21 protein-coding genes are annotated in these 26,764 nt (G+C 63.3%); 10 read left to right on the top strand and 11 right to left on the bottom strand.

Translation table 11 applies throughout. The features are described from left to right. Positions 1–18: 18 nt before the first annotated feature. Complete coding sequence (cckA, locus tag EB235_RS20990; RefSeq protein ID WP_027029125.1) at positions 19–2,595, bottom strand: cell cycle histidine kinase CckA; 2,577 nt, start codon at positions 2,593–2,595, stop codon at positions 19–21. A 326-nt stretch (positions 2,596–2,921) separates the two neighbouring features. Between cckA and EB235_RS20985 the strand changes: the two genes are divergently transcribed. Next, positions 2,922–3,680 (top strand): flagellar biosynthetic protein FliO, encoded by a 759-nt coding sequence (locus tag EB235_RS20985; RefSeq protein ID WP_027029126.1) that lies wholly within the window; start codon positions 2,922–2,924, stop codon positions 3,678–3,680. A 135-nt stretch (positions 3,681–3,815) separates the two neighbouring features. Here the strand turns inward: EB235_RS20985 and dksA are convergent, their stop codons facing one another. After that, the gene (gene dksA, locus EB235_RS20980) at positions 3,816–4,232 is read right to left on the bottom strand and encodes an RNA polymerase-binding protein DksA (RefSeq protein ID WP_006202025.1); all 417 of its coding nucleotides are present in this window, start codon (positions 4,230–4,232) and stop codon (positions 3,816–3,818) included. 277 nt (positions 4,233–4,509) lie between these two features. Between dksA and EB235_RS20975 the strand changes: the two genes are divergently transcribed. The 4 genes from EB235_RS20975 (at position 4,510) to EB235_RS20960 (ending at position 8,325) form a co-directional block, all read left to right on the top strand. Next, positions 4,510–5,013 carry a SixA phosphatase family protein gene (locus EB235_RS20975; protein ID WP_027029127.1) on the top strand — a complete coding sequence of 168 codons (504 nt, stop codon included), beginning with the start codon at positions 4,510–4,512 and terminating at the stop codon, positions 5,011–5,013. A gap of 76 nt (positions 5,014–5,089) precedes the next feature. Beyond that, on the top strand, positions 5,090–6,568 hold the full coding sequence (locus EB235_RS20970) for a YcjX family protein (RefSeq protein WP_027029128.1): 1,479 nt from the start codon (positions 5,090–5,092) through the stop codon (positions 6,566–6,568). Beyond that, positions 6,565–7,650, top strand: coding sequence for a YcjF family protein (locus EB235_RS20965; protein ID WP_027029129.1), 1,086 nt, complete (start codon positions 6,565–6,567; stop codon positions 7,648–7,650). Before EB235_RS20970 ends, EB235_RS20965 begins: the two co-directional genes overlap by 4 nt. Positions 7,651–7,773: 123 nt before the next feature. Continuing rightward, positions 7,774–8,325: a hypothetical protein gene (locus tag EB235_RS20960; RefSeq protein ID WP_027029130.1), complete on the top strand. Its 552-nt coding sequence runs from the start codon at positions 7,774–7,776 to the stop codon at positions 8,323–8,325. Between the two features lie 86 nt (positions 8,326–8,411). On the opposite strand, the gene EB235_RS20955 is transcribed toward EB235_RS20960, so the two are convergent. The 3 genes from EB235_RS20955 to EB235_RS20945 form a co-directional block, all read right to left on the bottom strand. Continuing rightward, positions 8,412–8,678, bottom strand: a complete 267-nt coding sequence (locus EB235_RS20955) for a hypothetical protein (protein ID WP_027029131.1) — start codon at positions 8,676–8,678, stop codon at positions 8,412–8,414. A gap of 180 nt (positions 8,679–8,858) precedes the next feature. Then, complete coding sequence (locus EB235_RS20950; protein ID WP_027029132.1) at positions 8,859–10,067, bottom strand: MFS transporter; 1,209 nt, start codon at positions 10,065–10,067, stop codon at positions 8,859–8,861. A gap of 59 nt (positions 10,068–10,126) precedes the next feature. Next, positions 10,127–11,116, bottom strand: a complete 990-nt coding sequence (locus tag EB235_RS20945; RefSeq protein ID WP_027029133.1) for an AraC family transcriptional regulator — start codon at positions 11,114–11,116, stop codon at positions 10,127–10,129. Positions 11,117–11,278: 162 nt separating this feature from the next. Here EB235_RS20945 and EB235_RS20940 point away from each other — a divergent pair, with 162 nt between their 5' ends. Continuing rightward, on the top strand, positions 11,279–13,114 hold the full coding sequence (locus EB235_RS20940) for a monovalent cation:proton antiporter-2 (CPA2) family protein (RefSeq protein WP_027029134.1): 1,836 nt from the start codon (positions 11,279–11,281) through the stop codon (positions 13,112–13,114). A gap of 15 nt (positions 13,115–13,129) precedes the next feature. Then, the gene (locus tag EB235_RS20935) at positions 13,130–13,675 is read left to right on the top strand and encodes a DUF924 family protein (RefSeq protein ID WP_027029135.1); all 546 of its coding nucleotides are present in this window, start codon (positions 13,130–13,132) and stop codon (positions 13,673–13,675) included. Positions 13,676–13,709: 34 nt separating this feature from the next. On the opposite strand, the gene folK is transcribed toward EB235_RS20935, so the two are convergent. The 3 genes from folK to folP are packed head-to-tail and all read right to left on the bottom strand — an operon-like array spanning position 13,710 to position 15,432. Beyond that, positions 13,710–14,222: a 2-amino-4-hydroxy-6-hydroxymethyldihydropteridine diphosphokinase gene (gene folK, locus EB235_RS20930; RefSeq protein WP_027029136.1), complete on the bottom strand. Its 513-nt coding sequence runs from the start codon at positions 14,220–14,222 to the stop codon at positions 13,710–13,712. Beyond that, on the bottom strand, positions 14,206–14,565 hold the full coding sequence (gene folB / locus EB235_RS20925; RefSeq protein WP_027029137.1) for a dihydroneopterin aldolase: 360 nt from the start codon (positions 14,563–14,565) through the stop codon (positions 14,206–14,208). The genes folK and folB overlap by 17 nt, the downstream gene beginning before the upstream one ends. 3 nt (positions 14,566–14,568) lie before the next feature. Next, positions 14,569–15,432 (bottom strand): dihydropteroate synthase, encoded by an 864-nt coding sequence (folP, locus tag EB235_RS20920; protein WP_027029138.1) that lies wholly within the window; start codon positions 15,430–15,432, stop codon positions 14,569–14,571. Positions 15,433–15,547: 115 nt separating this feature from the next. Here folP and EB235_RS20915 point away from each other — a divergent pair, with 115 nt between their 5' ends. Beyond that, positions 15,548–16,171, top strand: a complete 624-nt coding sequence (locus EB235_RS20915; protein WP_027029139.1) for a DUF922 domain-containing Zn-dependent protease — start codon at positions 15,548–15,550, stop codon at positions 16,169–16,171. 229 nt (positions 16,172–16,400) lie between these two features. Beyond that, positions 16,401–17,882, top strand: a complete 1,482-nt coding sequence (locus tag EB235_RS20910; protein ID WP_027029140.1) for an MDR family MFS transporter — start codon at positions 16,401–16,403, stop codon at positions 17,880–17,882. Between the two features lie 16 nt (positions 17,883–17,898). On the opposite strand, the gene EB235_RS20905 is transcribed toward EB235_RS20910, so the two are convergent. From EB235_RS20905 to EB235_RS20895, 3 genes are all read right to left on the bottom strand, one after another. Beyond that, positions 17,899–18,930, bottom strand: a complete 1,032-nt coding sequence (locus EB235_RS20905) for an NAD(P)/FAD-dependent oxidoreductase (protein WP_027029141.1) — start codon at positions 18,928–18,930, stop codon at positions 17,899–17,901. A gap of 91 nt (positions 18,931–19,021) precedes the next feature. Continuing rightward, positions 19,022–19,342 (bottom strand): 2Fe-2S iron-sulfur cluster-binding protein, encoded by a 321-nt coding sequence (locus EB235_RS20900; RefSeq protein WP_027029142.1) that lies wholly within the window; start codon positions 19,340–19,342, stop codon positions 19,022–19,024. A gap of 96 nt (positions 19,343–19,438) precedes the next feature. Next, on the bottom strand, positions 19,439–19,807 hold the full coding sequence (locus EB235_RS20895) for an Hpt domain-containing protein (RefSeq protein WP_027029143.1): 369 nt from the start codon (positions 19,805–19,807) through the stop codon (positions 19,439–19,441). Positions 19,808–20,079: 272 nt separating this feature from the next. Here EB235_RS20895 and EB235_RS20890 point away from each other — a divergent pair, with 272 nt between their 5' ends. Continuing rightward, the gene (locus tag EB235_RS20890) at positions 20,080–26,760 is read left to right on the top strand and encodes a kinesin (RefSeq protein WP_027029144.1); all 6,681 of its coding nucleotides are present in this window, start codon (positions 20,080–20,082) and stop codon (positions 26,758–26,760) included. The last annotated feature ends 4 nt before the right edge of the window (positions 26,761–26,764 follow it).

Genomic DNA, 26,764 nt, shown 5'->3' with positions numbered 1-26,764 from the left:
GTGAAACGGCGAAATGCTCTAGGACTCCAGCACATCCTTGACGATCGTCGCCAGTTGCTTGAGCGAGAACGGCTTCGGCAGGAAACCGAAATGCGCATCGGCCGGCAGGTTCCTGGCGAACGCGTCCTCGGCATAGCCTGATACGAAGACGAACTTGATGTCCGGCTGGCGCTTGCGCAGCTCGCCAAGCAGGGTCGGCCCATCCATCTCCGGCATCACCACGTCGGAAACGACGATATCGACCTTGCCGCCAAGGGCTTCGAACACTTCCAGTGCTTCGACACCCGAGGACGCTTCATGCACGGTATAGCCGCGCGATACCAGCGCCCGCATGCCGCCCATACGCACGGCATCCTCATCCTCGACCAGCAGCACCGTTGCTGACCCGGACAGGTCCTTGGTGCTGTCGACCGGTTTGACCGGCACGGCTGCCGGCGCGTCACCGGGTTCGGCCGCCTTTTTCGCTTCAGCGATATGACGCGGCAGGAAGATGCGGAAGGTCGATCCTTTGCCGACCTCGGAATCGCAGAAAATGAAACCGCCGGTCTGCTTGATGATGCCGTAGACCATGGACAGGCCAAGGCCTGTGCCCTTGCCGACCTCCTTGGTGGTGAAGAACGGCTCGAAGATCTTCTTCAGCACGTCAGGCGCGATACCGCTGCCGGTGTCCTCGACTTCGACCACGACATAGTCTGCAGCAGTGAGCTCCCGGTAAGGGAAGGTCTTGCACTCCTCGGCTGTCACATTGCGGGTCCGCACGGTGATGTCGCCGCCGGCCGGCATCGCATCGCGCGCGTTGACGGCCAGGTTGACCACCACTTGCTCGAACTGGCCGATATCGACCTTGACCGGCCACAGGTCGCGGCCATGATCGACCTTCAGCTTGATGTCGTTGCCGACCAGGCGAGCGAGCAGCATCCTGAGATCGGCCAGCACGTCGGTGAGGTTCAGCACTTCCGGACGCAAGGTCTGCTTGCGCGAGAAGGCCAGCAACTGCCGCACCAGCGAGGCCGCCCGATTGGCATTCTGCTTGATGTTCATGATGTCGGGGAAGGATGGATCCGACGGTCGATGATTGGTCAAGAGCAAGTCCGAGGCCATGATGATGGCGGTCAGCACGTTGTTGAAGTCGTGGGCGATGCCGCCGGCAAGCTGGCCGACCGCCTGCATCTTCTGGCTTTGTGCCATTTGCCCTTCGAGCGCCTTCTGCTCGGTCGTCTCGACGGCATAGACGATGGCCGATTCCTCTGCGCCCTCGCCGCCGGTGCCGTCGGCGACGGCGTTGACGTAGAAACGGATGTGCCGGTCGTCGTTGCCAGGCAGCAGCGTGTCGATCGGTTCGATGTCAGCCTGCCGCTGCCTCGCCTTTTCGAACGCAATTGCAAAGGTCGGTCGGTCGCGTTCATGAAGCACTGTATCGAGACGCACCCGGCGATCGACGGCGTCCCGGTCGACGACCGAGGAAAATAGCGACAGGAATGGCGCGTTGGTACGCAGGATGCGCCCGCTGGCATCGACACCCGCGATCGCCATCGGCGTCGAATTGAAGAAGCGTGTGAAGCGCACTTCCGAAGCGCGCAGATCCGCTGAGGCGTCCTCGCCTTGCGTGCGGTTGAGCACGATCGTGCGTGTCGGACCGCCGATACCTTCGCGGCTGGCCGAAACGCGATGCATGAAGCGCACCGGCAGCGCTTCCCCCGTCATTGTGGTCAAGTCGAGATCGATGACCGCATTGCGTGTCGTGCCGGGATCGGCCTTGACCGAGCGCACCAGCGCCATGCCATCACCGGCAACGATATCCGGCAAGGTCACCGCGCCGGGCGTGAAGGAGGCGAGATCGATGCCCAGCCATTCGGCCAGCGTCGCATTGATGTAGGTGACGCGGCCGTCCTGGTCGGCGGAAAAGAAACCGGCCGGGGCATGGTCGAGGTGATCGATGGCCTTCTGCAGATCGAGGAAGAAACGCTCCTGCTCGGCCCGTTCCTGCGAAATGTCTGAGAGCTGCCAGGCCAGCATCGGCAGCCGTTGGGCCGGAACGCTGAAGGCACGGGCGCGCGCCCTGTACCAGCGGGCCCCCGGTTCGGCGCCGGGCCGGATCGATTGCGCCAGCCGAAACTCGCCATCGCCCGGCTGGCCGTCACGCAGGCCGGATGCGAGCCGATAGATGGTCACCGAGGCCTCGGGGACATCAGACAACAGCCCTTCGACCGTCTTGAGGTCGGCGGCCGAGGAGGCTCCGGTCATGTCGGCATAGGCCCGGTTGGCGTAGACAACGCGGCCCTTGGTGTCCGTGACCAGCAGGCCTTGGCCCATAGAATCGACGAAAGCCTTGGACAGTTCATCGCCGGTCGAGCGCGGCGTAACCTGTACGAAGCCGATCGCGGTCGCGAACAGGAAGCCGACACCGATCATCGCCAGCACGCCGAGCATGCCGAGCAGGAAGGGATCGCCGAGGCGCTCGCGGAACAGGCCAAAGACGATCGCGGCGCCCGTCAGAACGACGATGAAGATGATCAGCCGGGTGACCGCGCCCGGTCGCGTATTCTGGTCGACGATCGGTACCGGATAGAAATCGCCGCGCGCTTCCTTGGCCATATGCCCCCTGCTCGTGAAGTCCGATGTTCCGACACCCGCCCCTAATGCATGTCGCCCAAAAATGACTTCGATTTTGGGAAAACGACATGCATGAAAACAAGGACCTAAAGCGCGTCGCATGAATCGGCTTCAGCGCGACGCGCTTTAGCCGGTTGAATCACATTCTCCTGGTCCGGAAAAGGCCCGGGCGGCAAATGTCGGATAAAAATGATGCCGGCCGGCCTTCCCAGTGTTTCAAGCTGTTCACGATGCGTGAAGGCAACTTGCGGTAGCTAGTCCCAACGGTCTAGTGTCGCGTCACTTTCCAAACCGATCAGGGGAAACCAATGCAGTGGCTGGATAGCGTGGCGGGCCCTGGTTATGCGGCAGCACTCCTGTGGACCTTCGCGGCGCTGATCCTGCTGGTCATCGTGCTCGTCATCATCAGGCTCGTGCGCAACCTGACCTTCGGCACGTTTGTCGCCGGTGGCCGGAACCGCAAGACGCGGCTGGCCGTCATGGACGCCACCGCCGTCGACAGTCACCGCCGGCTGGTGCTGGTGCGCCGCGACGACATCGAACATCTGCTCCTGATCGGTGGCCCGACCGACGTCGTCGTCGAGCGCGACATACGCCTGGCTGCGCCGCGCCGTCCGGCGCTGACCGGAGATGGCGGCCTGCAGCCTGTCCCGGCCACTGCTGCTCCGGCGGCAAAACCGCGGCCGCCTCAGCCGGCTCCCGCTCCGGCACGACCCGCACCACAGCCGCAGCCGATGACCGCGGCAGCGCCGCCTGCCCGCCCACGCCCGGCAACGCCGCCACCGGCCCCGGCGCCCGCACCGAAACCGGTGGCGCAGACCTATCAGTCGACCAATGTCACGCCGCTGCCTGCCTATGGCTCCGCCAACGCCAATGCCGTCAGGCACGCGCCACCGCCGCCGCCAAGGCAGGACAGCATCGACGATACGCTGATGAAGGATCTTGAAATTTCGCTCGACCAGCCCCGCTCGGGTGGCCCGGTGGGCAATCCGGCCGCCAAGGCGCCGCCGTCGCTCGACGATGAAATGACCAGGCTTCTGGGCGAACTTTCAAGCCAGAAGAGATGATTGGCGCCTGAACCCGCCCGGACAGCCGGCGAGACCTGCCAAGGTTTCGAGTACGTCTCGCTATTGCGGTGGATCACGCACCAACAAAAATGGCCGGGAAACCCGGCCATTCTTAGTATCAACTTCGTTGTGCGCTCAGTCGTCGCGATAGACTTTTTCGCGGCGCTCGTGGCGTTCCTGCGCTTCGATCGACAAGGTGGCGATCGGGCGCGCATCAAGCCGCTTCAGTGCGATCGGCTCACCGGTTTCCTCGCAGTAGCCGTAAGTGCCTTCGTCGATGCGCTGCAGCGCCGAATCGATCTTTGAGATGAGTTTCCGCTGACGGTCGCGGGCCCTGAGCTCGATGGCGCGGTCGGTTTCCGAAGAGGCGCGGTCGGCGAGGTCGGGGTGGTTGGCGTTTTCCTGCTGCAGGATTTCGAGAGTTTCGCGCGCTTCGCGCAATATGTCGTTTTTCCAAGTGACGAGCTTCAGGCGGAAGTAGGATTTCTGCCGTTCATTCATGAACGGCTCGTCTTCGGAGGGTACGTAATCGGCGGTAACGATGTCGTTCATTCGACTCACCCAAACTGCCCCAAATTTCGGGCCTATATATTCGCCACCCGACGCCTGCACAAGCGCAATCGGCCACCGACTCACGCAATTGTTAAAGCGCACCCCTGCAACCCGCGTCGGCGCGAGATGCAGCTGATTCGATGGCGAAAGGACCTCAACCCTTTGCCACGCCGTCTCCTGCGTGATTCATTGCGCGGAAAATACGAACCATTGTGCGCAACGCCCTTCTCATGGCTAATCGCGGTGTGGCTTCGGCTTCGGTAGCGTTGGAGGTTGGGTGAGCAGGCTCTATCTGTTGCGGCACGCCAAGGCCGGCTGGGCGCTGCCCGGCATGCGAGATTTCGATCGCCCGCTCGACGCATCCGGCCGCGCCGATGCCGAGGTGATGGGATCTGCCATGCGCTCGCGTGGCTATGTCCCGGACCTGACGCTGTGCTCCAACGCCAGGCGCGCCAGGGAAACGCTAGAAGGCCTGGCCGGCCAGACCGACACCGGCAAGGTCTTGTTTTTCGACACACTTTATAGCGAAGATGCGGCGGGCTATCTCCGCCTCATCCGGGAGCACGGCGGGCTTGGTTCCCTGCTGGTCATCGGCCACAACCCGATGACGGAGGATCTTGCCATGGCGGTCTCGGGCGACGGCGAAGAGGCGGCGCGGGCCATGCTCAATCACGGGTTCCCGACCTCGGGCCTGGCGGTCGTGCGTTTCCTGGACGATCTGGCGAAAGCGACCCAGGAAGCGGGCTATCTCGAAGCGTTCCTGACCCCGGCTGATCTTTGATAGCGCTTCCCGAGCCATTTCAAAGCCGGGTTGCAGAGCCTATATCGGGCGGACGCAAGCCCTGAGAGATCACATTTTGGCATCATCGCTGACCACCTTCACCGACGAGGCAAGGATTGCCCTCGATACGCTGTCGGGACGCGCCACGGGGCTTTTTTCTCCGTCGCTGCGGTTGGGCGTTACAGGGCTTTCGCGCGCCGGCAAGACTGTGTTCATCTCCTCCCTCGTCCACAATCTGATCCATGGCGGGCGCCTTCCTTTGTTCGAGGCGCAGAAGTCCGGGCGCATCGCGCGCGCCTTCCTCGAAGAACAGCCCGACGACGCTGTGCCGCGCTTCCAGTACGAGGACCACATCGCCGCTTTGGTCAATGACCGTGTCTGGCCCGATTCGACGCGCGCCATTTCGGAACTGCGGCTGACCATCGAATATGAATCGGCCTCTGGCTGGAGCCGCATGTTCTCATCAGGCAAGCTGTCGGTCGACATCGTCGATTATCCCGGCGAATGGCTGCTCGACCTGCCGCTGCTCGGCAAATCCTTCGCCGATTTTTCACGCGAGGCCATCGAGATGGCTGCTCTGCCGGTGCGCGAGGATCTTTCGCAGGCGTGGCGGGCGATATCAGCCGAGATCGACCCGAATGCCGGCGCCGACGAGATGACCGCACGGCGCCTGGCCGAAAGCTTCGCTGCCTATCTCAAGGCTTGCAAGCTTGACGAGCGGGCGCTTTCGACCTTGCCGCCCGGCCGCTTCCTGATGCCCGGCGATCTCGAAGGCTCGCCCGCGCTGACCTTCGCGCCGCTGGCCGGCCTCGGCGACAGGCGTCCGCGCCCGGGATCGCTGCACGCCATGATGGAGAGGCGCTATGAGGCCTACAAGACGCATGTCGTGAAGCCCTTCTTCCGTGAACACATCACCCGCCTCGACCGCCAGATCGTGCTGATCGACGCCATGCAGGCGCTGAACGCCGGCCCCGGCGCCATGGCCGACCTCGAGCGTGCGGTGACCGAGATCCTCAGCTGTTTCCGTCCCGGCCGGGGCAGCTTCCTCACCGACCTCTTCTCGCGGCGCATCGACCGCATCCTGGTCGCCGCGACCAAGGCCGATCACCTGCACCATGAGAGCCACGACCGTCTGCAGGCGATCGTGCGGCGGCTGGCCGACCGCGCCGTGGCGCGGGCAAACTTCACCGGCGCCGATGTCGATGTGGTCGCCATGGCAGCAGTGCGCGCCACCCGCGAAGGCACGGTCAAGCAAGGCCGCGAGACGTTGCCGGTCATCATCGGCACGCCGATCGCCGGCGAGAAGATCAACGGCGAAACATTTGACGGGAAGACGGAAACAGCGATATTTCCCGGTGACTTACCGGAGAACATTGATGCGGTATTCGACGTCTCGGGACCCGACCACAGGCAGGACTCCATAGACCCAGCAATTCGCTTCGTCCGGTTCCGCCCGCCAAAACTCGAACGCACGGCCGAAGGCGTCACATTGTCGTTGCCGCATATCAGGCTCGACCGTGCCTTGCAGTTCCTGATCGGAGACCATCTGGCATGACCGCGCCCCGCAAGCCGGCGGCATTCCGCATCGAGCCGGAAGCCGCGCCGAAACAAGGGGCGCCAGAGGCGCGCCAAGCCGAGCTTTCGCGCAAACCTCGGGCGCTTAAGACGGACGTCGCGCTGGTCATACCGGCCGAGGTCGACGTGTTCGACGAGCCAGACATCGTTGCGGCCGAGCCGCCGCCGGCGATCGCCCCCAGAAAACGCTCGCTGTTCAGCAGCATTTTCTTTGGCGCGATCGGCGTGCTGGTTTCGCTGGCTGTCGGCCTGTGGACCGACCAGCTGATCCGCGATCTCTTCGCCCGCGCTGAATGGCTGGGTTGGCTGGCCGCCGGCATGGCAGCGATTGCCGTTTTGGCGCTTATGGTGATCCTGATCCGCGAGTTCCTGGCGATCGCGCGCCTCGCCGAAGTCGAAAAACTGCAGAAGCGGGCACTCGATGCCATCGCGCGCGACGACCCCAAGGCGGCGCGATCGGTGGTCGACGAGCTTTCGGCCTTCGTTGCGGCCAAGCCAGAAACCGCGGCCGGTCGGCGTGCTCTGGCCGAACTGCGCGGCGAAATCATCGACGGCGGCAATCTGGTGCGTCTGGCCGAAGCGGAAATTCTCGGCCCCCTTGATGCCAGAGCAAAGGTTGTGATTCTCGAGGCCGCCAAACGCGTCTCGCTGGTGACGGCGGTCAGCCCGCGTGCGCTCGTCGATGTCGCCTATGTCGTGTTCGAGGCTGGGCGCCTCATTCGCCGGCTCTCGGAACTCTATGGTGGACGCCCGGGAACGCTGGGTTTCTTCCGCCTGGCGCGCAGCGTGCTGGCGCATCTGGCGGTTACCGGTTCGATCGCCGTCGGCGACAGTTTTGTCCAGCAGATCGTCGGCCATGGCCTGGCGGCGCGCCTGTCGGCAAAACTTGGCGAAGGGGTTGTCAACGGTATGATGACGGCGCGCATCGGCATCGCGGCGATGGAGACGGCGCGTCCCCTGCCCTTCAGCGCCGCGAAGCGCCCGGGACTGGGCGATTTCCTCTCGGCATTGACATCGTTCGCGACCAAGAAAGACACCGAAACAGCAGGCTCCGGCAAATAGCGTTCTGTTCTTCGCAGCGATGAGCGGATTGCGGGTTCGAAGGCCCGCAGTGACGAAGCATTAACCAATCTTCTTCATGGTCAAACCGGTTCCAAACAGCCACTTTGTTGCCGGGTGTCGTCGATGAAAAGCGTAATTCTGTCCAGCGTCCTGCCCCTGGCCGTCGCGATCACAGCAGTCGTCGGTGTCGCCTCGGGGGCTTCCGCTGCAGAGCCGGACAAGCAGTTCTTCCAATCGGCCGAAGGCAAATGGGTTGGCCCAGGCGAAATCGTCGCCGGCAAGTACAAGGGCACGAAATTCAACTGCAGCTTCACCGGCTCCACACCGGACGGCAAGATGGGCATGACGCTTGACGGCGGCTGCCGGGTCGGCGTGTTCACTCAGCCGATGTCGGCCACGATCGAGCGCAAGGGCCGCGACTACAAGGGCTCCTTCATGGGGGGAGCGGCCGGTTCAGGCCTCGATATCATCGGCGGCAATGTCGTCGATGCCCGCAAGGTGATCTTCACCATCAACCGCAACCAGCTGCGCGGCGTCATGCAGGCCCGCATTCCCGACGACAATTCGATGACCGTGACGATTGCCGTGCGCGTGCAGGACCAGTTGGTGCCGGTCATCGGCATGAGCCTGAAGCGCGTCGATGCTGTCGAAGTCGGCTCCATCGCGCCGAACTGAGCCGTATCGCGCTACCCTCAGATACACCCCCAAAAAAAGAGGCGGCGGTCCATCGCCACCGCCTCCTTGAACAGTCGAATCAGGCGTCAGCCCTTGATCGCTGCCGTCACTTCGTCATAGGCCTTGCAGGCGTCGGCCAGGGTCGTGGAGCCCTGGTACTTGGTTGTCACCGCCTGGACCTTGGCGGTCAGGTCGGCCGCCTTGGACGGATCCTTGGTGATCGCTTCCTGCAGCGCGGCAGCCATGTCCTGAGCCTTCTTGGTCGCGATCTCGGTCGTGCATTCCGGCGCCTTCGAACAGGCCGAACCAGCAAGCACCGCCAGGCCGACGGCAACAAGCAAAAACTTCTTCATGTCAGTCATCTCCTCAAAAGGGCGCGACTTGATCGTCGCTCACCCTCCAATGGCCGAAGCCGAACGTCCTTAGCCTTCGATTGTGGCAACAAGCAACGCAGGCCAGGCGTAAACTTGTGTAACGCGCCTGCAACATCGCCGGCGGCCGGATTCAGGCTACTGTGTCAGCGGCAGCAAAGTTTAGCTGCGTGGCTGTAGCAGCGCCAAGGCGGCTGTCGAAGCGGCAAGGATAGCAGTCAGAGTCAAAGGCCCGGTAGCGCCATAGGTGTCCACGACATAACCGCCAACAACCGCACCGATAGTGATGGCAACCTGGAAGGAGGTCACCATCAGGCTGCCTGCTGCTTCCAGCGCATCAGGCGCGGCGCGGGACATATTTGTCGGCAGAACCACAGGCGCCATGCCAAAGGCGAAGCCCCACAGCGTAACGAAGCCGAAGGCAACACCGGTATGCGCGCCCCAAAACACCAAAGCCAGCGCCGCAAACGCCATTAACGCGGCGGTGACTGCGAGGGCCACGTGGATGTTGGTGTCGGCCATGCGGCCACCGGCAATATTACCGATCACAGCGGCGATGCCAAATCCGAGCAGCGCCAGGGCAATTGGTCCGGTTGTAAGGAGCGTCACATGTTCAAGGAAGGGGCGCACATAGACCGAGCCGGCAAAATGCCCCGTCATCAGCAAAACAATAGCAAGCATGCCGAGTTGAATGCCACGCCGCCGTGTCAGCCGAAATACGTCTGCAAGACTATTGCTTGCCGTTGCAGGCAAGGTCGGCAGGCTAAGCAACTGCAGCAGCATGGCAAGCAAGGCCAACCCCGCTGTCATGGCCATGGCGCTGCGCCAGCCTATCCAGTCACTGATCAACGCGCCCATCGATGGTGCGGCAATGGTGGCGAGCGAGACGCCGAGGGTGACGATAGCCATGCCGCGACCTGTCGCATTGGCGCCAACCAGCCGCGCCACGACGGCAACTGAAAGTGCCCAGAAAGCGCTGAGCGCGATGCCCAACCCGGCCCGGCCCAGCAACAACAGCCAGAAATTGGGCGCCAGCGCCGCAAGAATATTGGAACCGACTGCCAGGGCCATGAGGCCAATCAGCACCGTCTTGCGGTTCAATCGGCCGATGAGAACATTGCTCAACATGGCCGTCACGGCGCCGACGGAAGCTGTGGCGGTGACGACCTGCCCGGCCGTTCCCTCACTGATGCCGAGATCGCGCGCCATTGGCGTCAACAGGCCTGCCGGCAGGAATTCGGCTGACACCAGGGCAAAGCTGGTGGCCGCCAATGAAATGACCGCGAACCAGGTGGCCGCGCTCCACGCGGCTGGGGCGTCGGCATCAAGGCCGATCGCGGCGTCTTCAAGCTGTAATGTCGTGTCACTCACGGGAAGATCTCCAAGTTTGGAGATCTTAGATAGGCGAGTCCGGTCGGATTATATGTACCTTAAAATCCGAAATTCATGTCTATTCGTCCGGGAATTGTGCGGCGCACAACGCCGGGCGAGACATTGGTGATGCGCTTGAACGCGCGAGCGAAGGATGCCTCGGAATCATAGCCCAGGCGGGCAGCGACCTCGGCCACCGACAAGCCGCTTTGCCCCAGCAACTCGCGGGCAAGCTGCATGCGCAGACGGGCGAGATAGCGTGCAGCACCCTCCCCCAACACAGCGCTGAAGCGCTCGGCGAAAATCGAGCGCGACTGGCCTGCCAGCCCGGCGAGGCTTTCCAGCGTCCAGTTATGGCCGGGGTCTCTGTGCATGGCTGCCAGAGCGCGGCCAATATGGGGGTCGCGGATGGCTGCAAGCCAACCGGTGGTCGAGGCCCCATTGCAATTGACCCAGCAGCGGATGAGCCGGGCCGTCAGCAAGTCCGCCATACGCGACAGAATCGTGGCGCTGCCCATCTGCGGTTGCGCGGCCTCCGCCGTCATGGCCGCCAGCAGAGGGCCGACAATCGGGTCATTGCCGGCCACATCGCACCCCTTGATGATAGGCGGCATCAACGTGATCAATGGGTTAAGCGCACAAGAGCCCAGGGCCATGGAGCCGCAGAAAAGCGTGCTCGTCGCGCCCGTTCCTTCCCGCACCACCTCGCAGAAATTGCCCCCCAATTTGATCACCTGGCAACCCTCGAGCGAGTCGCCTGCAACGTCCGGGGCACTCGCCAGCCGATGGGCAATGCCTTGCGGCAGCAGCACCAGATCGCCATCGCGCAATTCCTGCCAGCCCTGCGCTTCGGTATGGATCCAGCATGGACCCTGACCAACAAAGTGAAAACGAAGCAGCGGTTGTTGCGGAAAGGCGATGCTCCATGGATGCCGGAGCTCGCAGCGGCCATAGTTGACGCCACTCAAGCGAAAGTCCTGTAGGACTTCGCTGAGCGCATCCATCGGAATATGTGGCGCTAAAGACGGTCGGGACGAATGGTCAGGCATCCCACCGATATAGACACCAATCGTCCGGCGAGCAAGCAGAGACCGTTGTTCCACCAGGGGAAACGCTTCAACGGCACCCTGCCCGTCCTGGCAGGCTCGCCGCCCTTGCCTCCCGCTTCAACTGCATGCAAGGAGTTGCTGTCGGACACAGGGACAAGAGGCATGGCAGCGGAAGCATCAGGCAGCGATCTCATTCAGGTGGTGGCGCTGCTTGCCGCGGGGGTCATCGCCGTTCCCATCTTCAAACGCGTGGGTCTCGGTTCGATCCTGGGCTATCTGGCCGCCGGCGTCGTGATTGGTCCGTTCGGCATCGGTGTCTTTTCCGAATCGGGAGCCATCCTCCATGTCGCCGAACTCGGCGTCGTCATGTTCCTGTTCATCATCGGGCTGGAAATGCAGCCATCGCGGCTTTGGGGCCTGCGCCGGGAGATTTTTGGCCTCGGCGCGCTGCAGGTGGGCGTCTGCGCGATTCTGTTGACCGGTGTCGGTGTGGCTGGAGGCTTCCCCGTCTCGCAATCCTTCGTCGCAGGCGCCGGTTTTGTGCTGACCTCGACGGCGATCGTCATGCAGCTTCTCGAGGAACGCGGCGAGATCGCCTCGCCGAAAGGCCAGCGCATCGTCTCCATCCTGCTGCTGGAAGATCTGGCCATCGTGCCGCTGCTGGCCCTCATCGCGTTCCTGGCGCCGGGCGGTGCAGACACCAGCCTGTCGGAGCGCCTGACCGAGGTCGGCATTGGCCTTGCCGCGATCGTCGGACTGGTGCTGGCCGGACGCTACCTGCTCAACCCCTTCTTCCGCATCTTGGCGGACGCCCGTGCCCGCGAGGTGATGACGGCCGCCGCACTCCTGGTCGTGCTCGGATCGGCACTCGTCATGCAGCTCAGCGGCCTGTCGATGGCGATGGGCGCCTTCCTGGCCGGCGTGCTTCTGTCCGAATCGACCTTCCGCCATCAGCTCGAGGCCGACATCGAGCCGTTCCGCGGCATTCTGCTCGGCCTGTTCTTCCTTGCGGTCGGCATGTCGCTCGACCTGCATGTGGTGGCCGCGAACTGGAAGCTGATTGCGATCTATGTCGTCGCCTACATGGTGATGAAGGCGTTCGGCATTTACATCGTCGCCCGCATCCTCAAGACCGGCCATCGCGAAGCGCTGGAGCGCGCGATCTTCATGGCGCAAGGCGGCGAATTCGCTTTCGTCCTCTATTCAGCGGCCGCAGCGGTCGGCATCATCGACGGCAACGCCAACGCAACGCTGACGGCAATCGTCATCATTTCGATGGTGCTGACGCCGCTGGCGATCATCGCCTTGCGCTATATCACGCCGCGCGACGAGCAGTCGCTTGACGGGGTCGATGTCGCCGACGGCCTGACCGGCAGCGTGCTGGTCATCGGCTTCGGCCGCTTCGGCCAGATCGCCAGCCAGCCGCTGCTGCTACGCGGTATCGACGTCTCGATCATCGACAATGATGTCGAGATGATCCAGGCGGCTGCCGATTTCGGCTTCAAGGTCTACTACGGCGACGGCACACGGCTCGACATCCTGCGCGCCGCGGGCGCTGGCCAGGCGCGCGCGGTGTTGATCTGCGTCGACAAGGCCGATGCCGCCGTTCGCATCGCCGAGCTCGTCAAGGCTGAGTTTCCCTTGCTTACCGTGCTGGCGCGCGCTTTCGACCGCGGTACGGCGCTGCAGCTCATCCGCGCCGGCGTCGACTATCAGCTGCGCGAGACGTTTGAATCGGCTCTGGTTTTCGGCGGCTCGGCGCTGGAATCGCTTGGCGTTGATCCTGAAGACGTCGCTGAAACGATCGAAGACGTCAGGCGCCGCGACACCGACCGTTTCGAAACCCAGCTCGCCGAAGGCATTCGTGCCGGCCAACGCTTCTTGCGGGGCAATATCGGCACGCCGATCCCGACACCGCTCTCCACGCCGCGCCGCCCGGGCAAGGCCCTCAACGAGGAGACGGCCGGCGTTCTGCACAAATCCGAAACGACCGACTGAACAGGGAACCCAGGCATGGAATTGGACAACAGGGCCCTGTCGGTCACCAGATTCTGGCGTGACGCCGGCGAAGATGCGTGGTTCGAAAAGAACGATGCTTTCGATACCAATTTTCGCGAACGCTTTCTCGACCTGCACTACTCCGCCGCGCGGCGCGAATGCGACGACTGGTCGGAGCACGCCGAAGGCTCGCTGGCGCTGATGATCCTGCTCGATCAGTTTCCGCGCAATTGCTTTCGCGGCACCGGCCATATGTACGCCACCGACCCGCTGGCGAAGCATTTCGCTCAAAAGGCGGTCACATCAGGGCATGATCTGGCGCTGGAACCGGAGCTCCGCGTCTTCCTCTATTTGCCGTTTGAACATGCGGAAAACCTTGCCGACCAGGACATTTCGGTGGAACTGCACGCCGCCAAGGCCGAGTTCAACCTGAAATATGCGCTGGAGCATCACGACATCATCCAGCGCTTCGGCAGGTTTCCGCACCGCAACAAGATGCTTGGCCGCGAGACGACACCGCAGGAACAGGCATTTCTCGATGAAGGCGGGTTCTCCGGCTGACCGCTACGACGCCCGGCAGTTAGCCAACGAGAGCTCAGGCCAGCCACCAATCACGGCCCGACGCCAGACGTTCGATCCCTGATGTATCGACCACGGCCAATCGATCCGACACACTTCGTCCGCCGACGGCAAGATCCGGCGCGATCTCGGCCAGCGGCGCCAGCACGAAGGCGCGTTCCAGCATGCGGGGATGCGGCACTTCCAGCCCGGTCTCGTGAATGATCTGGTCGCCGAACACCAGAATATCGATGTCGATCAGGCGCGGCCCCCAACGCTCCTCGCGCACCCGCTTCAGCTTGCGCTCCGCATCAAGGCAGAGGTCGAGCAGCGCCCGCGGCGGGAGCCGCGTCGACAATTCGGCGGCGGCATTGAGAAAATCCGGCTGGTCGAGCTTGCCCCAGGGCGGCGTGCGGTAGAGCGACGAGACGGCAGCGACGCGCGTGTCCGCATCGGCATCGAGAATGCGCAGCGCAGCCGCCATAGAGGTTGCCGGGTCGCCCAGATTGCCGCCGAGGCTGAGATAGACAGTGTTACTCGGGCCAGACAACGGTCACCTCGACGTAATCGAGCACACCAGGCACCGGAGCGTTCGGCTTGCGCACGGTGATCTCGGCCTTGCGTATCTGCGGAAAGCGTGCCGTCAGCGCCTTTGCCACCTCCATCGCCAACGCCTCGATCAGGAAGCGCCGCTGCCCGGTGATGATCTTTTCGATCACTGTAAACGCAATACCGTAATTGACCGTTTCCCCGATGGCGTCATCGACAAGCGCGCGACCTGGCTCCACGGTGAGCTCCGCGTCGACATAGAAGCGCTGACCAAGCGCCTCCTCTTCGTCGAGCACGCCGTGCCGGGCAAAGAAGGCGCAGTTCTTCATGCGGATGACATACATGGCTCAGCGTTCCGATCTGTGGTCCGACCTAGCGGTCTCCCGCGCCAGCATAGCATCCGCCACGGCCAGCGCGTCCACGTTGATTGCGACATCATGGACGCGAAACAGATGCGCGCCCTTGAGCCTGAGAATGACGCTGGTTGCCGCCGTTGCGGCAGCGCGATCGGCCGCATCGCGGCCGGTGACGGTGCCGAGGAAGCGTTTTCGCGAAGTGCCGGCCATCAATGGAAAACCGAGCGCATGAAGTTCGGAAAACCGCGCCATCAGGTCGAGATTTTCCTGCGCCGTCTCCTTGGCAAAGCCGAATCCGGGGTCAAGCACGATGCGGTCGTCCGCAACGCCATTGTGACGGGCGATGACCAGCGATCTCTCCAGGAAAACAAACTGGTCGGCGATCACGTCGGGCAGTTTCTCGCGATCCCGCCCGGTATGCATGACGATCAGCCCTGCACCGGTTTCGGCGGCGATATGCGCAATATCGGGCTCGCGCTGCAGGCCCCAGACATCGTTGACGATATGGGCGCCGGCCTCCACCGCAAGCCGCGCGGTTTCGGCGCGATAGGTGTCTGCGGAAATCAGCACCTCGCCGGCCTTCGCCAACGCCTCGATCACCGGCAGGATACGCGCCTGTTCCTCAGCGGCCGATACGGCGGCAGCGCCGGGTCGGGTCGATTCTCCACCGACATCGATAATATGAGCCCCTTCCCCGATCATGCGACGCGCCTGGGCCAGCGCCGCTTGCGGAGCATCAAACAGGCCGCCGTCGGAAAAGCTGTCGGGGGTGACGTTGAGGATGCCGACGACCACGGCCTTGCCGCCAAGGTCGAGATGGCGTCCATGCGCCAGCTGCCATCGCCTCGCCGTCATTGTCCATCAACCATGGGGCTCATCAACCAAGGGCTCATCAACGATGTGTGATCCGCAAAGGATCAATTCCGTTGCGCCGGCAACGGCCGTAAAGCAAGGTGGTCGAAGAGGCAATATGATGAAACGATCCCTGCTCTGCGCGCTGCTGCTTGCTGTAACCGCCGTCCCGGCGGGCGCTGCCAATCTGGTGAAAACATACAGCTATTTTTCCATTGGCGGCAGCACGCTCGACGAGATCGAGAAGCAGCTCTCCACACACGGGCCGCAGGTCAAAAGCACAGGCTCCCGCCACCCCGGCGCCACCCAGATGGCCTTCACCACCCGCATCAGCTACGCAAGGCAGGCTAGCTCCTGCCGGATCGCCGACGCCGCCGTAACGGTCAAGGTCAAGGTGATCCTTCCGGAATGGCGCCGTCCACGCAAGGCGGACCCCGATGTGAAGCTGTTCTGGGACACGCTGGCGGCCGACATCAAGCGCCACGAAGAACGCCATGTCGAGATCGCCAAGAACCACGCCCGCGAGCTGGAAGACGCGCTGAAGGCGGCCTATCCGCAGAAGGATTGCGACGCGGCCAAGGCCAAGGCGGCCGAGATCACCGCCGCCGTCCTCGCCAGGCACGACCGCGCCCAGGTGCAGTTCGACCGCGTCGAAAGCGTCAATTTCGAAAGCCGTATCCTGCGGCTCATGCGCTATCGTATCGAGCGCATCGAGAACGGCCAGCTGCCGCCACCGGCCTGAATTTCGGCGGCGCACTCAATGGCGCCGACGCAAGCCAAGCGGGCCGAAGCGTAGTGCCAGCTTCGAAAAATTTTCGAGCAGAGGTCGAAATCGGCTTATACGGAACGACATATCACGGGGTTGGCAGGGCACAACCTACGAAGCACGAGCACCACGATCGATCGCGCCGCGGATGCACCAGGCAAGCCCAATCGGTGAACGCGTAGCGCACAAACACACGGACAAGACTATGGACCAGGCTGTCGATAAGCAGACCATCGCGGCTGCCGCAACACCGCTGACCGAACGCGAGAAGAACGCCATCATCGGCGGCGTGCTGTTGTCGATGCTGTTGGCCGCACTTGACCAGACCATCGTCGCGCCCGCCATGCCGACGATCGGGCGCTCGCTCGGCCATGCCGAATACCTGCCATGGATCGTCACCGGCTACCTTTTGACCGCAACCGCCGTGGCGCCGCTTTACGGCAAGATTTCCGATGTTTACGGCCGCCGGCCGACCGTCTATGCGGCCATCCTTATCTTTCTCCTGGGATCGCTGATCAGCGCACTTGCCCCCAACATGTTCGTCCTTGTCCTGGGACGCGCGATCCAGGGTGCCGGTGGCGGTGGCCTTTTCGCGCTGACGCAAACGGTGGTTGGAGATCTTGTTCCGCCGCGCGAGCGCGCGCGCTATGCGGCGTGGTTTTCCGGCACGTGGGCCGTCGCCAGCGTCGCCGGGCCGCTGCTGGGCGGCACCTTTGCGCAACATCTGCACTGGTCGCTGATCTTCTGGATCAACATCCCGCTGGGCTTCGTTGCGATGGCGATCATCAACAAGCCACTCAAAAAGCTGCCGATCGCCGCCAAGAACCACAGCATCGATGGTCTTGGCGCGTTGCTTCTCATCGTGGCCACGGCCCTGCTGCTGCTGGCGCTGAACTGGGGCGGTAGCGCCTATCCCTGGATCTCGCCGGAAGTCATTGGCGTCCTGGCCTGCTCCGCTGTTTTCTGGAGCGCCTTCGCCTTGCGCCTTATGCGAGCCGCCGAACCACTGATCTCGCTCGAGGTGCTGGGCAATCCGATCGTGCTCGCCGGCACTCTGTCGATGTTCCTTTTTCAGGCCTCCAGCGTCGGCGTTGCGGTCTACCTGCCTGTCTATCTGCAGTCGATACTTGGCCTGACGGCCAGCCAGTCAGGCATTGCAATGCTTGGCCTTCTGCTTGGAACCGTTGGCGGGGCCGCTTCCAGCGGCCGCCTGATACCCCGCTTCACTCACTACAAGCGCATCGCGATGACCGGCGTCATCTTCGCTTCGCTGTGCATGGGCCTGCTGGCCTTTGTCGCCGGCCATGCATCGCTGATCGTCGTCGAAGTCCTGACCATCTGTATCGGACTGGGAACCGGAACGACATTCCCGGTAACCACCGTCTCCGTGCAGAACGCTGTCGGTCGCATACACCTTGGCGTAGCAACGGGCGTGCTGACCTTCCTGCGTTCATTGGGCAGCGCGTTGGGTGTCGCGATACTCGGCGCGGTCGCGCTGGGCTATGGGTTGCCGCTGGCCGGCGAAGGCGTGCAGGTGGCTGGACATGTCGCATCGGTCCAACCCTTCGTGATGATCTTTCTCGTCGCCGCCGCCACTTTGGTGCTGGGGCTCATCACGCTGACGCTGATGCCCGAGAAAGAGCTTCGCGGTCATGTCGACAATCCGGCGCCGATCCTGGCGGAGTAAGGACCTAATTTGGGCCCTAGCCGGAAACGCCGAGCTTCTTCTGCAGGCTGGTTGACGAGGTCGTGTACTGGAAGACGATACGTTCGCCGGGGCTGATGACGCGCTTGGCGGCCTGCGCCATCAGCGCCACCTCGTGGAAACCCGACAGGATCAGCTTCAGCTTGCCCGGGTACGAATTGATGTCGCCGACCGCGAAGATACCGGGCACCGATGTCTGGAACTTCTCGGTATCGACCGGAATCAGGTTCTCATGAAGATTGAGCCCCCATTCGGCAATCGGCCCGAGCTTCATGGTCAGGCCGAAAAACGGCAGCATGCGCGTGCATGGCACCTCGATATCGCCATCCGGGCCACCCTTGATGGTGGCCGATGACAGCTGACCATCGGCGCCCGTGAGCCCGGTCACCTGGCCGACCCTGAATTCCAGCTGCTTCATCTCCTGCATGGCGTACATCTTGTTGACGCTGTCGGGTGCGGCGCGGAATTCGGGCCGTCGATGGACCAGCGTCACGCTCTTGGCCACCGGCTGAAGGTTCAGCGTCCAGTCGAGCGCAGAGTCACCGCCGCCGACAATGACGAGGTCGTGGCCGCGAAAATCCTCCATTCGGCGCACCGAATAGAAGACGCTCTTGCCCTCATAAGGTTCGATGCCCGGGATCGGCGGGCGCTTCGGCTGGAACGAGCCACCACCGGCGGCAATCACCACCACCTTGGTTTCGAACACCTCGTTCTCGTCCGTGACGACGCGAAAGCTGCCGTCCTCCAGCTTTTCGAGGCTGGAGACCATGCGGTTGTAGGTAAAGTCAGGCTTGAACGGCGCGATCTGCTCGAGCAATTTGTCGACCAGCCCCTGCGCCGAGATCGAAGGCCAGCCCGGAATGTCGTAGATCGGCTTCTCCGGATAGAGTTCCGCACATTGGCCGCCGGGCTTGTCGAGGATGTCGATCAGGTGGCACTTCATGTCGAACAGGCCGAGTTCGAACACGGCAAACAGGCCGACCGGCCCTGCCCCGACAATGAGGACGTCTGTGCTGATGGTCCCGGTCATGCGCTGTGCCTCGCTGCTGGATTGGCGTGAGACTGCATGACCACTGGCCCGCTGCCAAGCAGCCAGTGTCAAAGAAATTGGTGCGTGGGCCTTAACCCTGGCGCTCCGGCACCCGCACCACCAGCCCATCGAGGGCGTCGCGCACCTTGATCTGGCAGGACAGCCGCGAATTCGGCTGGACGTCGTAGGCGAAGTCCAGCATGTCCTCCTCCATCGCTTCCGGTTCGCCGACTTCCGCCGTCCATGCCTCATCGACATAGACGTGGCAGGTTGCGCAGGCGCAGGCGCCACCGCACTCCGCCTCGATCCCCGGCACGGCGTTGCGGATGGCGTTTTCCATCACCGTCGAGCCGTTTTCGGCATCCATGTCGAAATGTGTGCCGTCACGGGCGATGAAGGTCAGCTTGGTCATTTGTCACCTGAGAGTTTCCGCCGAGATAATCACTCCGGCAGACAAGTCAACTGCCGCGCGAAAGCGCCGCTCCGTGACGTTTTTCCGCAAACCGGCCTAGCGATTGATGGCGGCGATGAAATCGCGCACTTCGTCGATCAGTTTGCCAAGCCGCCTAAGCGTCTGGCTGTCTTCCGGCCGCTGCTCGATCTCGGTGGCGCAATCGGCAATGGCGAAGGCGCCGACACCGCGAGCCGACCCCTTCAGCCCGTGCGCCAGCAGCAGTCGGTCCTTGATGTCGGCATCGACTATTTTGTCGCGCACCGACAGTGCCTGTTGTACAAACAGCGCCAGCACCTCTTGCTCAAGGGCTCGGTCACCCATCGTCTGTCGGGCAAGGTGTGCCAAATCGACTGGTCGGGACTGCCTCGTTCCCGATACGTCGCCCCCGGGCATTGAAAAGGCAATGCCGCTTTCGCCACGCATGAACTCGAACTCCATTTTCTTCGATCGCCTGAAAAACTAGGCGAATCCAGTGGACAACGGGTTAATGAATGGCCTGGAAAAATGTTGCGAAAGCGGCACCCAAATCACGCTTCCGTTAACCTTATATTTAAAGTTTTACGTATCTCGCGGAATGCATGTTTTCTTTACCCCCCTGTGTCATTACGATACGAGGGTCCATTTTCAGCCTCCTGCGCGGGGGTACGACAAAGACAATTATAAGCCCGCGGCAGCTAGTACAGGGTAGCGAAGGCATGGCAAAGAAACCAACGACGACGACGAGAACTCTCGACAGCGACGTGGCCAGGGAACTGGAAAAAGCGCTCGATCTCGACCTCAGCAGCGATGTCGACAACGGCGACCTCGACATCGCGGCTTCGATGGAAGATCTGGAAGCGCAGATATCGCAAGCCGCCGACGAGCTGGCACGCGAGGGACGCAACCAGAAGCCGGCGCCGACCGCCAATCAGGCCCCCATCACCAATCAGGCCGCGAAGCCCGCACCAAAGGCCAAGCCCGCCGAGCTGCGTCCTGTTGAAACACGCAATGCCGCCCAGCCAGCAGGTTTCGCGCCGGCCAACGACGATCGCCAGAAGGACTACAAGACGCTCCTGCACAGCCTCAACAGGCGTGCCTCCAACACCGTCTACTGGATTATTGCCTTTGTCTCGCTCGCCTGGATCGCAGGCGCCGGCGGGCTGGCCAACCTGCTGTTTGGACCGACCATCTGGCGGATCCGCACGCTTGATCAGCTCCTTGCCCGTCCCGAGCTGATTGGCCTCGCGATCGCGGCGATCGTGCCGGTCATCCTGTTCTGGGCCTTCGCGGCCATGATTCGCCGCGCCCAGGACATGCGCATTGCCGCGCAGTCGATGACCGAGGTTGCTTTCCGTCTGACCGAGCCGGAAAACATGGCGCAGGATCGCGTCATGATGATCGGCCAGGCCGTTCGCCGCGAGGTGGCGGCCATGGGCGAAGGCATCGAACGCACGCTTGCCCGCGCCGTGGAACTGGAAACGCTGGTCCACAGCGAAGTCAACCAGATCGAGCGCTCCTATTCGGAAAACGAAACCCGTATCCGTTCGCTCGTCGACGGGCTCGGCAGCGAGCGCGAGGCGGTCGTCACCCATGCGGAGCGGGTCCGCGCCTCGATTTCGGGGGCGCATGAGACGCTTCGGGATGAAATCGGCGCTGCCAGCGACATCATCCGCGACTCGATCCTCAACGCATCGACCAAGCTGTCGATGACGATCACCAATTCCGGCGACACGTTGATCGACCGCATCAATGAAAGCTCGATGTCGATCTTTGATTCGGTGGAAGGCCGCCTCGACAACATCACCGACCGGCTGTCGACCTCTGGCGAGGCCTTCGCCAGCCTGCTCGACACGCGCATTGCCAAACTGACGGATACGACGGACGGCCTGACCCGGTCGCTGACCGATCTGCTCGACGATCGCACCACCGGCATGGTGTCGCTGCTTGGCGGCGCCGCGCGCACCCTCAATTCGGAGTTCGAAGCCAGCCTTAACGGCATCGAGCGCACGCTGGCCGAACGCGGCCAGGCGCTGATCAGCGAATTCCAGACCCGCGCCGAGGCGCTGGACACCGGCACGCAGAAGCTCAACGCCGCCCTTGAGGCCCGCGCCCGCCAGATCAACGAGACGCTGGTCGAGCGCGCCCGCGAGATCGCCCACACTTTCGCCGAAAGCAAGGATACGCTTTCCGCGATGATCGATCAGGGCAAGACCCAGATCGGTGCCGACATGGCCGACATCGTCACCTCGACTTCGAGCATGCTCGAAGCCCGCGCCAGCGACTTCGCCGGCCGCATGGAAGCGGCGCGTCATGTCGTCTCGCGTTCCTTCGACAGCGACATCCAGCGGCTTGCCGACGCCCGCGTCGGCATCGAGGAAGCCGTCGAAAACCACAGCCGCAAGCTATCCGAAAGTCGCGAACGCATGGCGTCCGCCATGCAGGCGGACCTGGCGAAATTCGCCGAGGGCCGCGCGGGCATCGATGCCGCGGTGACCAACCAGGTGCAGAAGCTGGCCGAAGGCCGCACCCTGATCGCGCGTGCCCTCGAAGAGGATCTGCGCAAGGTCAACGAATCGCGCGCAGCCATCGATGCGTCGCTCGGCAGCCACCTCGAAAGGCTGGAAGAAGGCCGCAACCGGCTCTCGCTGGCTCTCAATGAAGACTCCGGGAAACTCGTTCAAGCCCGTACAATCATTGATGAAATGGTCGCCGGACATGTCGGAAAATTGGCCGAAGGCCGCAACATCCTGTCGCGCGCCCTGGAAGCAGACCTCGGCAAACTGTCCGACAGCCGCGCCAGCATCGATGGTCTTGTCGCCGGTCAGGTCGAGAAGATCGCCGAGGGCCGTGCGGTGCTCGCCAAGGCGCTGGAAAACGACATTGTCGGCATCAAGAGCCTGATCGAGACCCATTCGGCAAAGATTGCGGAAGACCGCACCCAGCTCGGTCGTTCGCTCGAGAATGACCTCTCGGGCATCAGGGGCCTGCTCGACGATCATTCGGGTAGGCTTGTCAACGATCGCAGCCTGCTGTCGCAGACACTCGAAGCCGACCTTGCCAAGCTGGCCGACAGCCGTTCGAGCATTGACGGCCTCGTCGCCGGCCAGGTCGAGAAGCTGGCCGAGGGCCGCGACATCCTCAAGCGCGCGCTGGAATCGGACCTCAACACCATCAAGGGTGTCATATCGAGCCAGTCGGAAAGGCTGGCGGAGGATCGCGGACAGCTTTCGCGGGTCCTGGAAGCCGACCTGCAGAATGTGAACGCCGTCATCGCCGACCATATGAACAGGCTGGTCCAGGATCGTTCGACCTTATCGAAGGCTCTCGAGGACGACCTGGCCAAGCTGGCCGACAGCCGCTCCAGCATTGACGGCCTCGTCGCCGGTCAGGTCGAGAAGCTGTCTGAAGGCCGTGACATCCTGCGGCGTGCCCTCGAATCCGATCTGAATACGATCAAAGGCACCATTGCCGACCAGTCGCAGAAACTGGTTGACGACCGCGCGCAGTTCGCCCGGGCACTCGAAGCCGATCTTGAAAGCGTCAACAGCCTCGTCAACAGCCACTCCGAACGGATTGTTCAAGACCGCTCGACCTTGTCGAAGGCATTGGACGCCGACCTCGAAAACGTCAGCGGGCTGGTGAACAACCACGCCGAAAGGCTCGTTCAGGATCGTTCGGCCCTTTCCAAGGCGTTGGAAGACGACCTCGCCAAACTGGCGGAGAGCCGCTCGGGTATCGACGGGCTGGTTTCAGGTCAGGTCGAGAAGCTTGCCGAAGGCCGAGATATCCTCAAGCGCGCGCTGGAAGCCGACCTCAACACGATCAGAGGCACCGTTGCCGACCAGTCACAGAAGCTTATCGATGACCGCGCACAGTTCGCGCGCGCTCTGGAAGCCGACCTTGAAGGTGTCAGCGGCCTGGTAAACAGTCATGCCGAAAGGCTCGTCCAGGATCGTTCGACGCTGTCGAAGGCGCTCGAGGACGATCTTGCCAAGCTGGCCGAAAGCCGTTCGAGCATCGACGGTCTGGTCGCCGGCCAGGTCGAGAAACTGGCGGAAGGCCGCGACGTGCTCAAGCGCGCGCTCGAAGCCGATCTGGCCAAGCTGGCCGAAAGCCGCTCTAGCATCGATGGTCTGGTTGCCGGTCAGGTCGAGAAGCTCGCCGAAGGCCGCGACATCCTCAAGCGCGCGCTGGAATCGGACCTCAACACCATCAGAGGTGTCATATCCAGCCAGTCTGAGAAGCTGGCGGAGGATCGTGGGCAGCTTTCGCGGATCCTCGAAGCGGACCTGCAGAAGCTGACCGAAAGCCGCGGCGATATCGACGGCATTATCGCCGGCCATGTCGGCAAGCTGGCCGAAGGCCGCAACATGCTCACCCGCGCGCTGGAAGACGATCTCGTCAAGCTCGCCGACACCCGCAAGGACGTCGACCGCTCACTGTCCGGCCACATCGACCAGATCGCGGCCAGGAGCACCGACATTTCTGCCGCGATCGCCGCCGATGTGGAGAAGATCGAGCAGGCGTTCAGCCGTCAGACCGGCATCATCGAGGAACGCTCCGGAACCATGGAGCGCGCGCTCTCGACCGGCGTCGACAATGTTCGCAGCGTGCTCGAGAAGAGCGCGGTCTTCGTTGCCGGCGCGTTGCGCGAAAAGGTCCTGGAAGTCACCAGCACGCTGCATGAGCAGGCCGGTGCAGCCTTCAGTGACGCTGATCGCAAGATCGCCGAGCGCGCCGAACAGACGTCCGCCGCCCTTTTGGCGCGGGCCGAAGACATCGCCCGCACCTTCGAGGAGGCCGATCGTCGCCTCCACGCCCGTGCGGAAGATACCTCGAACGCCTTGCTTGCCCGTGCGGATGACACCTCCAGCACGCTGCTGGCCCGTGCCCACGAAACCGCCGATCAGCTGGCCGCACGCGCCGGCGAGATCGCCGGCACCTTCGACATGGCGGACCAGAAGCTCGCCGCCCGCGCCCAGGCAACCACCGATCAGTTGGCCGCCCGGGCTCAGGATACCGCCGATCATCTGGCCGCCCGTGCCAACGAGATTGCCGGGGCCTTTGATGCGGCCGACCAGAAACTGGTTGCCCGCGCCGTGGAGACGGCACAGTCGCTGGCAGCCCGCGCCGGTGACATCCTGCGCAACTTCGAAAGCGCCGACCAACGGCTCGGCATGCGCATTGGCGAATCCGCCGAGGCGCTCGCCGCCCGTGCATCCGATCTCGGCCGCATCTTCGATGCCGCCGACCAGCAATTGGTCTCACGCATCGCCGAAGGTTCGGACGCGCTGTCCAGCCGTGCGTCGGAAATCGGCCGTATCTTCGACGACGCAGACCAGCGTCTCGTCGCGCGCATCGCCGACAGCTCGTCGACGATTGGCGAGCACGCGCAGACCATCGTCGGTGCCTTCGCCAGCACCGAGCAGAGGGTCGCCGACCGTGCGCGCCAGACCGGCCAGGAAATGGCCGTGCATGCCCGGGAAATCGAGCAGGCACTTGCCGGCGCCGACGAGCGTCTTGCATCGAGCGCGGCGGCCGCGGCCGCCCGTGTCGAGGAGCAGATCGCCAGCGTCGAGAACCGGCTCACCTACACCACCGAGGCGATGGGCCAGAGGCTCAACGAGCAGGTTTCGACCGCCGAGGCGCAACTGGTTTCGCGCGCCAATGTGATCGCCGAGACCTTCACCGCGGTTGGCCAGCATATCGGCCAGAGCACCAACGACGCCGCCAAGACGATCGGCGCCAACACCCGCGAACTCAACACCATGCTCGCGGCGCGATCGGCCGAAATGGCGAAGATCCTCGACGAGACCGCACGGCCATTGGTCGAGCGTTTCGCCCAGGGCGGCTCGGAACTGCAAAAGAGCATGGAAGAGGTCACCGAACGTGCCACCGAAAAGCTGCGCAGCGAAAATGCAGCCCTCGTCAACGCGCTCGCCAACCGCACCGCCGAGACCTTGTCGGCGGTCGAAGGCGCCCGCTCGTCGCTGTCCGACAGCGTCGCCGACCTCATCGGCCGCATGACCAAGTCCAGCTCGCAGCTCGGTCAGCTGATCGAGCAGGCCGCCGTCAATCTCGGCCAGGTCGATGAACGTCTGAGCGGCAGCACGCAGAGCTTCGCGGCCACCACCGAAAAGGCGGCGCAGACCTTTGCCAGCTCGGCGCGTCTGGTCGATTCGAACACGACAAGGCTGACGGAACTGTCATCGTCGACCTTGCGCGAAGTGGCCTCGATCGCCACCAAGTTCGACGAGCACAGCCGCCTGCTGTCCAGTGCTTCTGACCTGCTGAGCTCCGCCCAGAGCAACCTCGAACACACGCTGGAGAGGCAGTCGTCGCTCGAAGACCTCGCCGTCGGCCTGGTCAAGAAGTCGGAAGATCTCGAAAGGGTCATGCGCTCGTTCGAAAACCTCGTCGGCCAGACGCTGCAGAACGCCGAAGGCAAGACGATGGAGTCGGCTGACAAGATCCGCATTGCCATCACCGACGTCGTGGATTCGGCAACCAAGCGCTTCGCCGACGCCACCGAGGAGATGCGGCGCACCGCAGGCTCGATCAAGAGCGAACTCGACCTCACCCGCGCCGAGCTCAAGAAAGGCGTCATCGAGATGCCGGAAGAGGCGAAGGAATCGACCTCCGCCATCCGCCGTGCTGTTTCCGAGCAGATCAACGCCTTGAAGGAGCTTTCGGACATCGTCGCGAAGTCCGGTCGCGGCGGCGACACCTCGGAGCCACGCAACCTGCGCCCGGCGCCGCAAGCACCGGCTGCACGTCCCGCCGAGCCGCCGCGTCGCGCGCCGGCACCGCAGCCGGAGCTTCGCACGCCTCAGGCGCCGCTGGGCGGCGCAGCACTGCGCGGCACGCTCGATCTCGAGCGTCCGGCCGAGGCGGCACCGCGCCCGCGTCCAGACGCCAACACCCGCACGCCACAAGGCGGCTGGGTGCGAGACCTCCTGACCGCGGCGTCGACCGATGCGGATCTGAGGCCCGCAGCACCTTCGGCGCCCGCGGAAGCACCGCGCGCGGCCCCTGCCCAGCGTTCGCCGGCCCATGTCGTGGAATCGCTGAACTCGCTCTCCGTCGACATCGCACGGGCCATCGACCATGATGCTTCGATCGAGTTGTGGAACCGCTATCGGCGCGGCGAGCGGGACGTGTTCACACGCCGGCTCTACACGCTGAAGGGCCAGCAGACGTTCGACGAAATCCGCCGCAAGTATCAGGGAGAGGCCGAGTTCCGCGCCGCCGTCGACCGTTACTGCGACGACTTTGAAAAGCTGCTCAAGGATGTCTCGCGCAACGACCGCGACAACATCATGGCGCAGACCTACCTGACCTCGGACACCGGCAAGGTCTACACCATGCTGGCCCACGCCAGCGGCCGCCTGCACTAAGCCT

It is taken from the genome of Mesorhizobium loti R88b (assembly GCF_013170845.1).
GTDB lineage: Bacteria > Pseudomonadota > Alphaproteobacteria > Rhizobiales > Rhizobiaceae > Mesorhizobium > Mesorhizobium loti_B.
Note: the sequence above shows the minus strand (reverse complement) of the source record. Positions and strands in the feature narration are given on the sequence as shown.

What these genes read in the sequence shown, in the direction of transcription:
- cckA (WP_027029125.1), bottom strand. Translation starts at nt 2,595, where the DNA reads ATGGCCAAGGAAGCGCGCGGCGATTTCTATCCGGTACCGATCGTCGAC.
- EB235_RS20985 (WP_027029126.1), top strand. Translation starts at nt 2,922, where the DNA reads ATGCAGTGGCTGGATAGCGTGGCGGGCCCTGGTTATGCGGCAGCACTC.
- dksA (WP_006202025.1), bottom strand. Translation starts at nt 4,232, where the DNA reads ATGAACGACATCGTTACCGCCGATTACGTACCCTCCGAAGACGAGCCG.
- EB235_RS20965 (WP_027029129.1), top strand. Translation starts at nt 6,565, where the DNA reads ATGACCGCGCCCCGCAAGCCGGCGGCATTCCGCATCGAGCCGGAAGCC.
- EB235_RS20960 (WP_027029130.1), top strand. Translation starts at nt 7,774, where the DNA reads ATGAAAAGCGTAATTCTGTCCAGCGTCCTGCCCCTGGCCGTCGCGATC.
- EB235_RS20955 (WP_027029131.1), bottom strand. Translation starts at nt 8,678, where the DNA reads ATGAAGAAGTTTTTGCTTGTTGCCGTCGGCCTGGCGGTGCTTGCTGGT.
- EB235_RS20945 (WP_027029133.1), bottom strand. Translation starts at nt 11,116, where the DNA reads ATGCCTGACCATTCGTCCCGACCGTCTTTAGCGCCACATATTCCGATG.
- EB235_RS20940 (WP_027029134.1), top strand. Translation starts at nt 11,279, where the DNA reads ATGGCAGCGGAAGCATCAGGCAGCGATCTCATTCAGGTGGTGGCGCTG.
- EB235_RS20935 (WP_027029135.1), top strand. Translation starts at nt 13,130, where the DNA reads ATGGAATTGGACAACAGGGCCCTGTCGGTCACCAGATTCTGGCGTGAC.
- folB (WP_027029137.1), bottom strand. Translation starts at nt 14,565, where the DNA reads ATGTATGTCATCCGCATGAAGAACTGCGCCTTCTTTGCCCGGCACGGC.
- folP (WP_027029138.1), bottom strand. Translation starts at nt 15,432, where the DNA reads ATGACGGCGAGGCGATGGCAGCTGGCGCATGGACGCCATCTCGACCTT.
- EB235_RS20915 (WP_027029139.1), top strand. Translation starts at nt 15,548, where the DNA reads ATGATGAAACGATCCCTGCTCTGCGCGCTGCTGCTTGCTGTAACCGCC.
- EB235_RS20910 (WP_027029140.1), top strand. Translation starts at nt 16,401, where the DNA reads ATGGACCAGGCTGTCGATAAGCAGACCATCGCGGCTGCCGCAACACCG.
- EB235_RS20905 (WP_027029141.1), bottom strand. Translation starts at nt 18,930, where the DNA reads ATGACCGGGACCATCAGCACAGACGTCCTCATTGTCGGGGCAGGGCCG.
- EB235_RS20900 (WP_027029142.1), bottom strand. Translation starts at nt 19,342, where the DNA reads ATGACCAAGCTGACCTTCATCGCCCGTGACGGCACACATTTCGACATG.
- EB235_RS20895 (WP_027029143.1), bottom strand. Translation starts at nt 19,807, where the DNA reads ATGCGTGGCGAAAGCGGCATTGCCTTTTCAATGCCCGGGGGCGACGTA.
- EB235_RS20890 (WP_027029144.1), top strand. Translation starts at nt 20,080, where the DNA reads ATGGCAAAGAAACCAACGACGACGACGAGAACTCTCGACAGCGACGTG.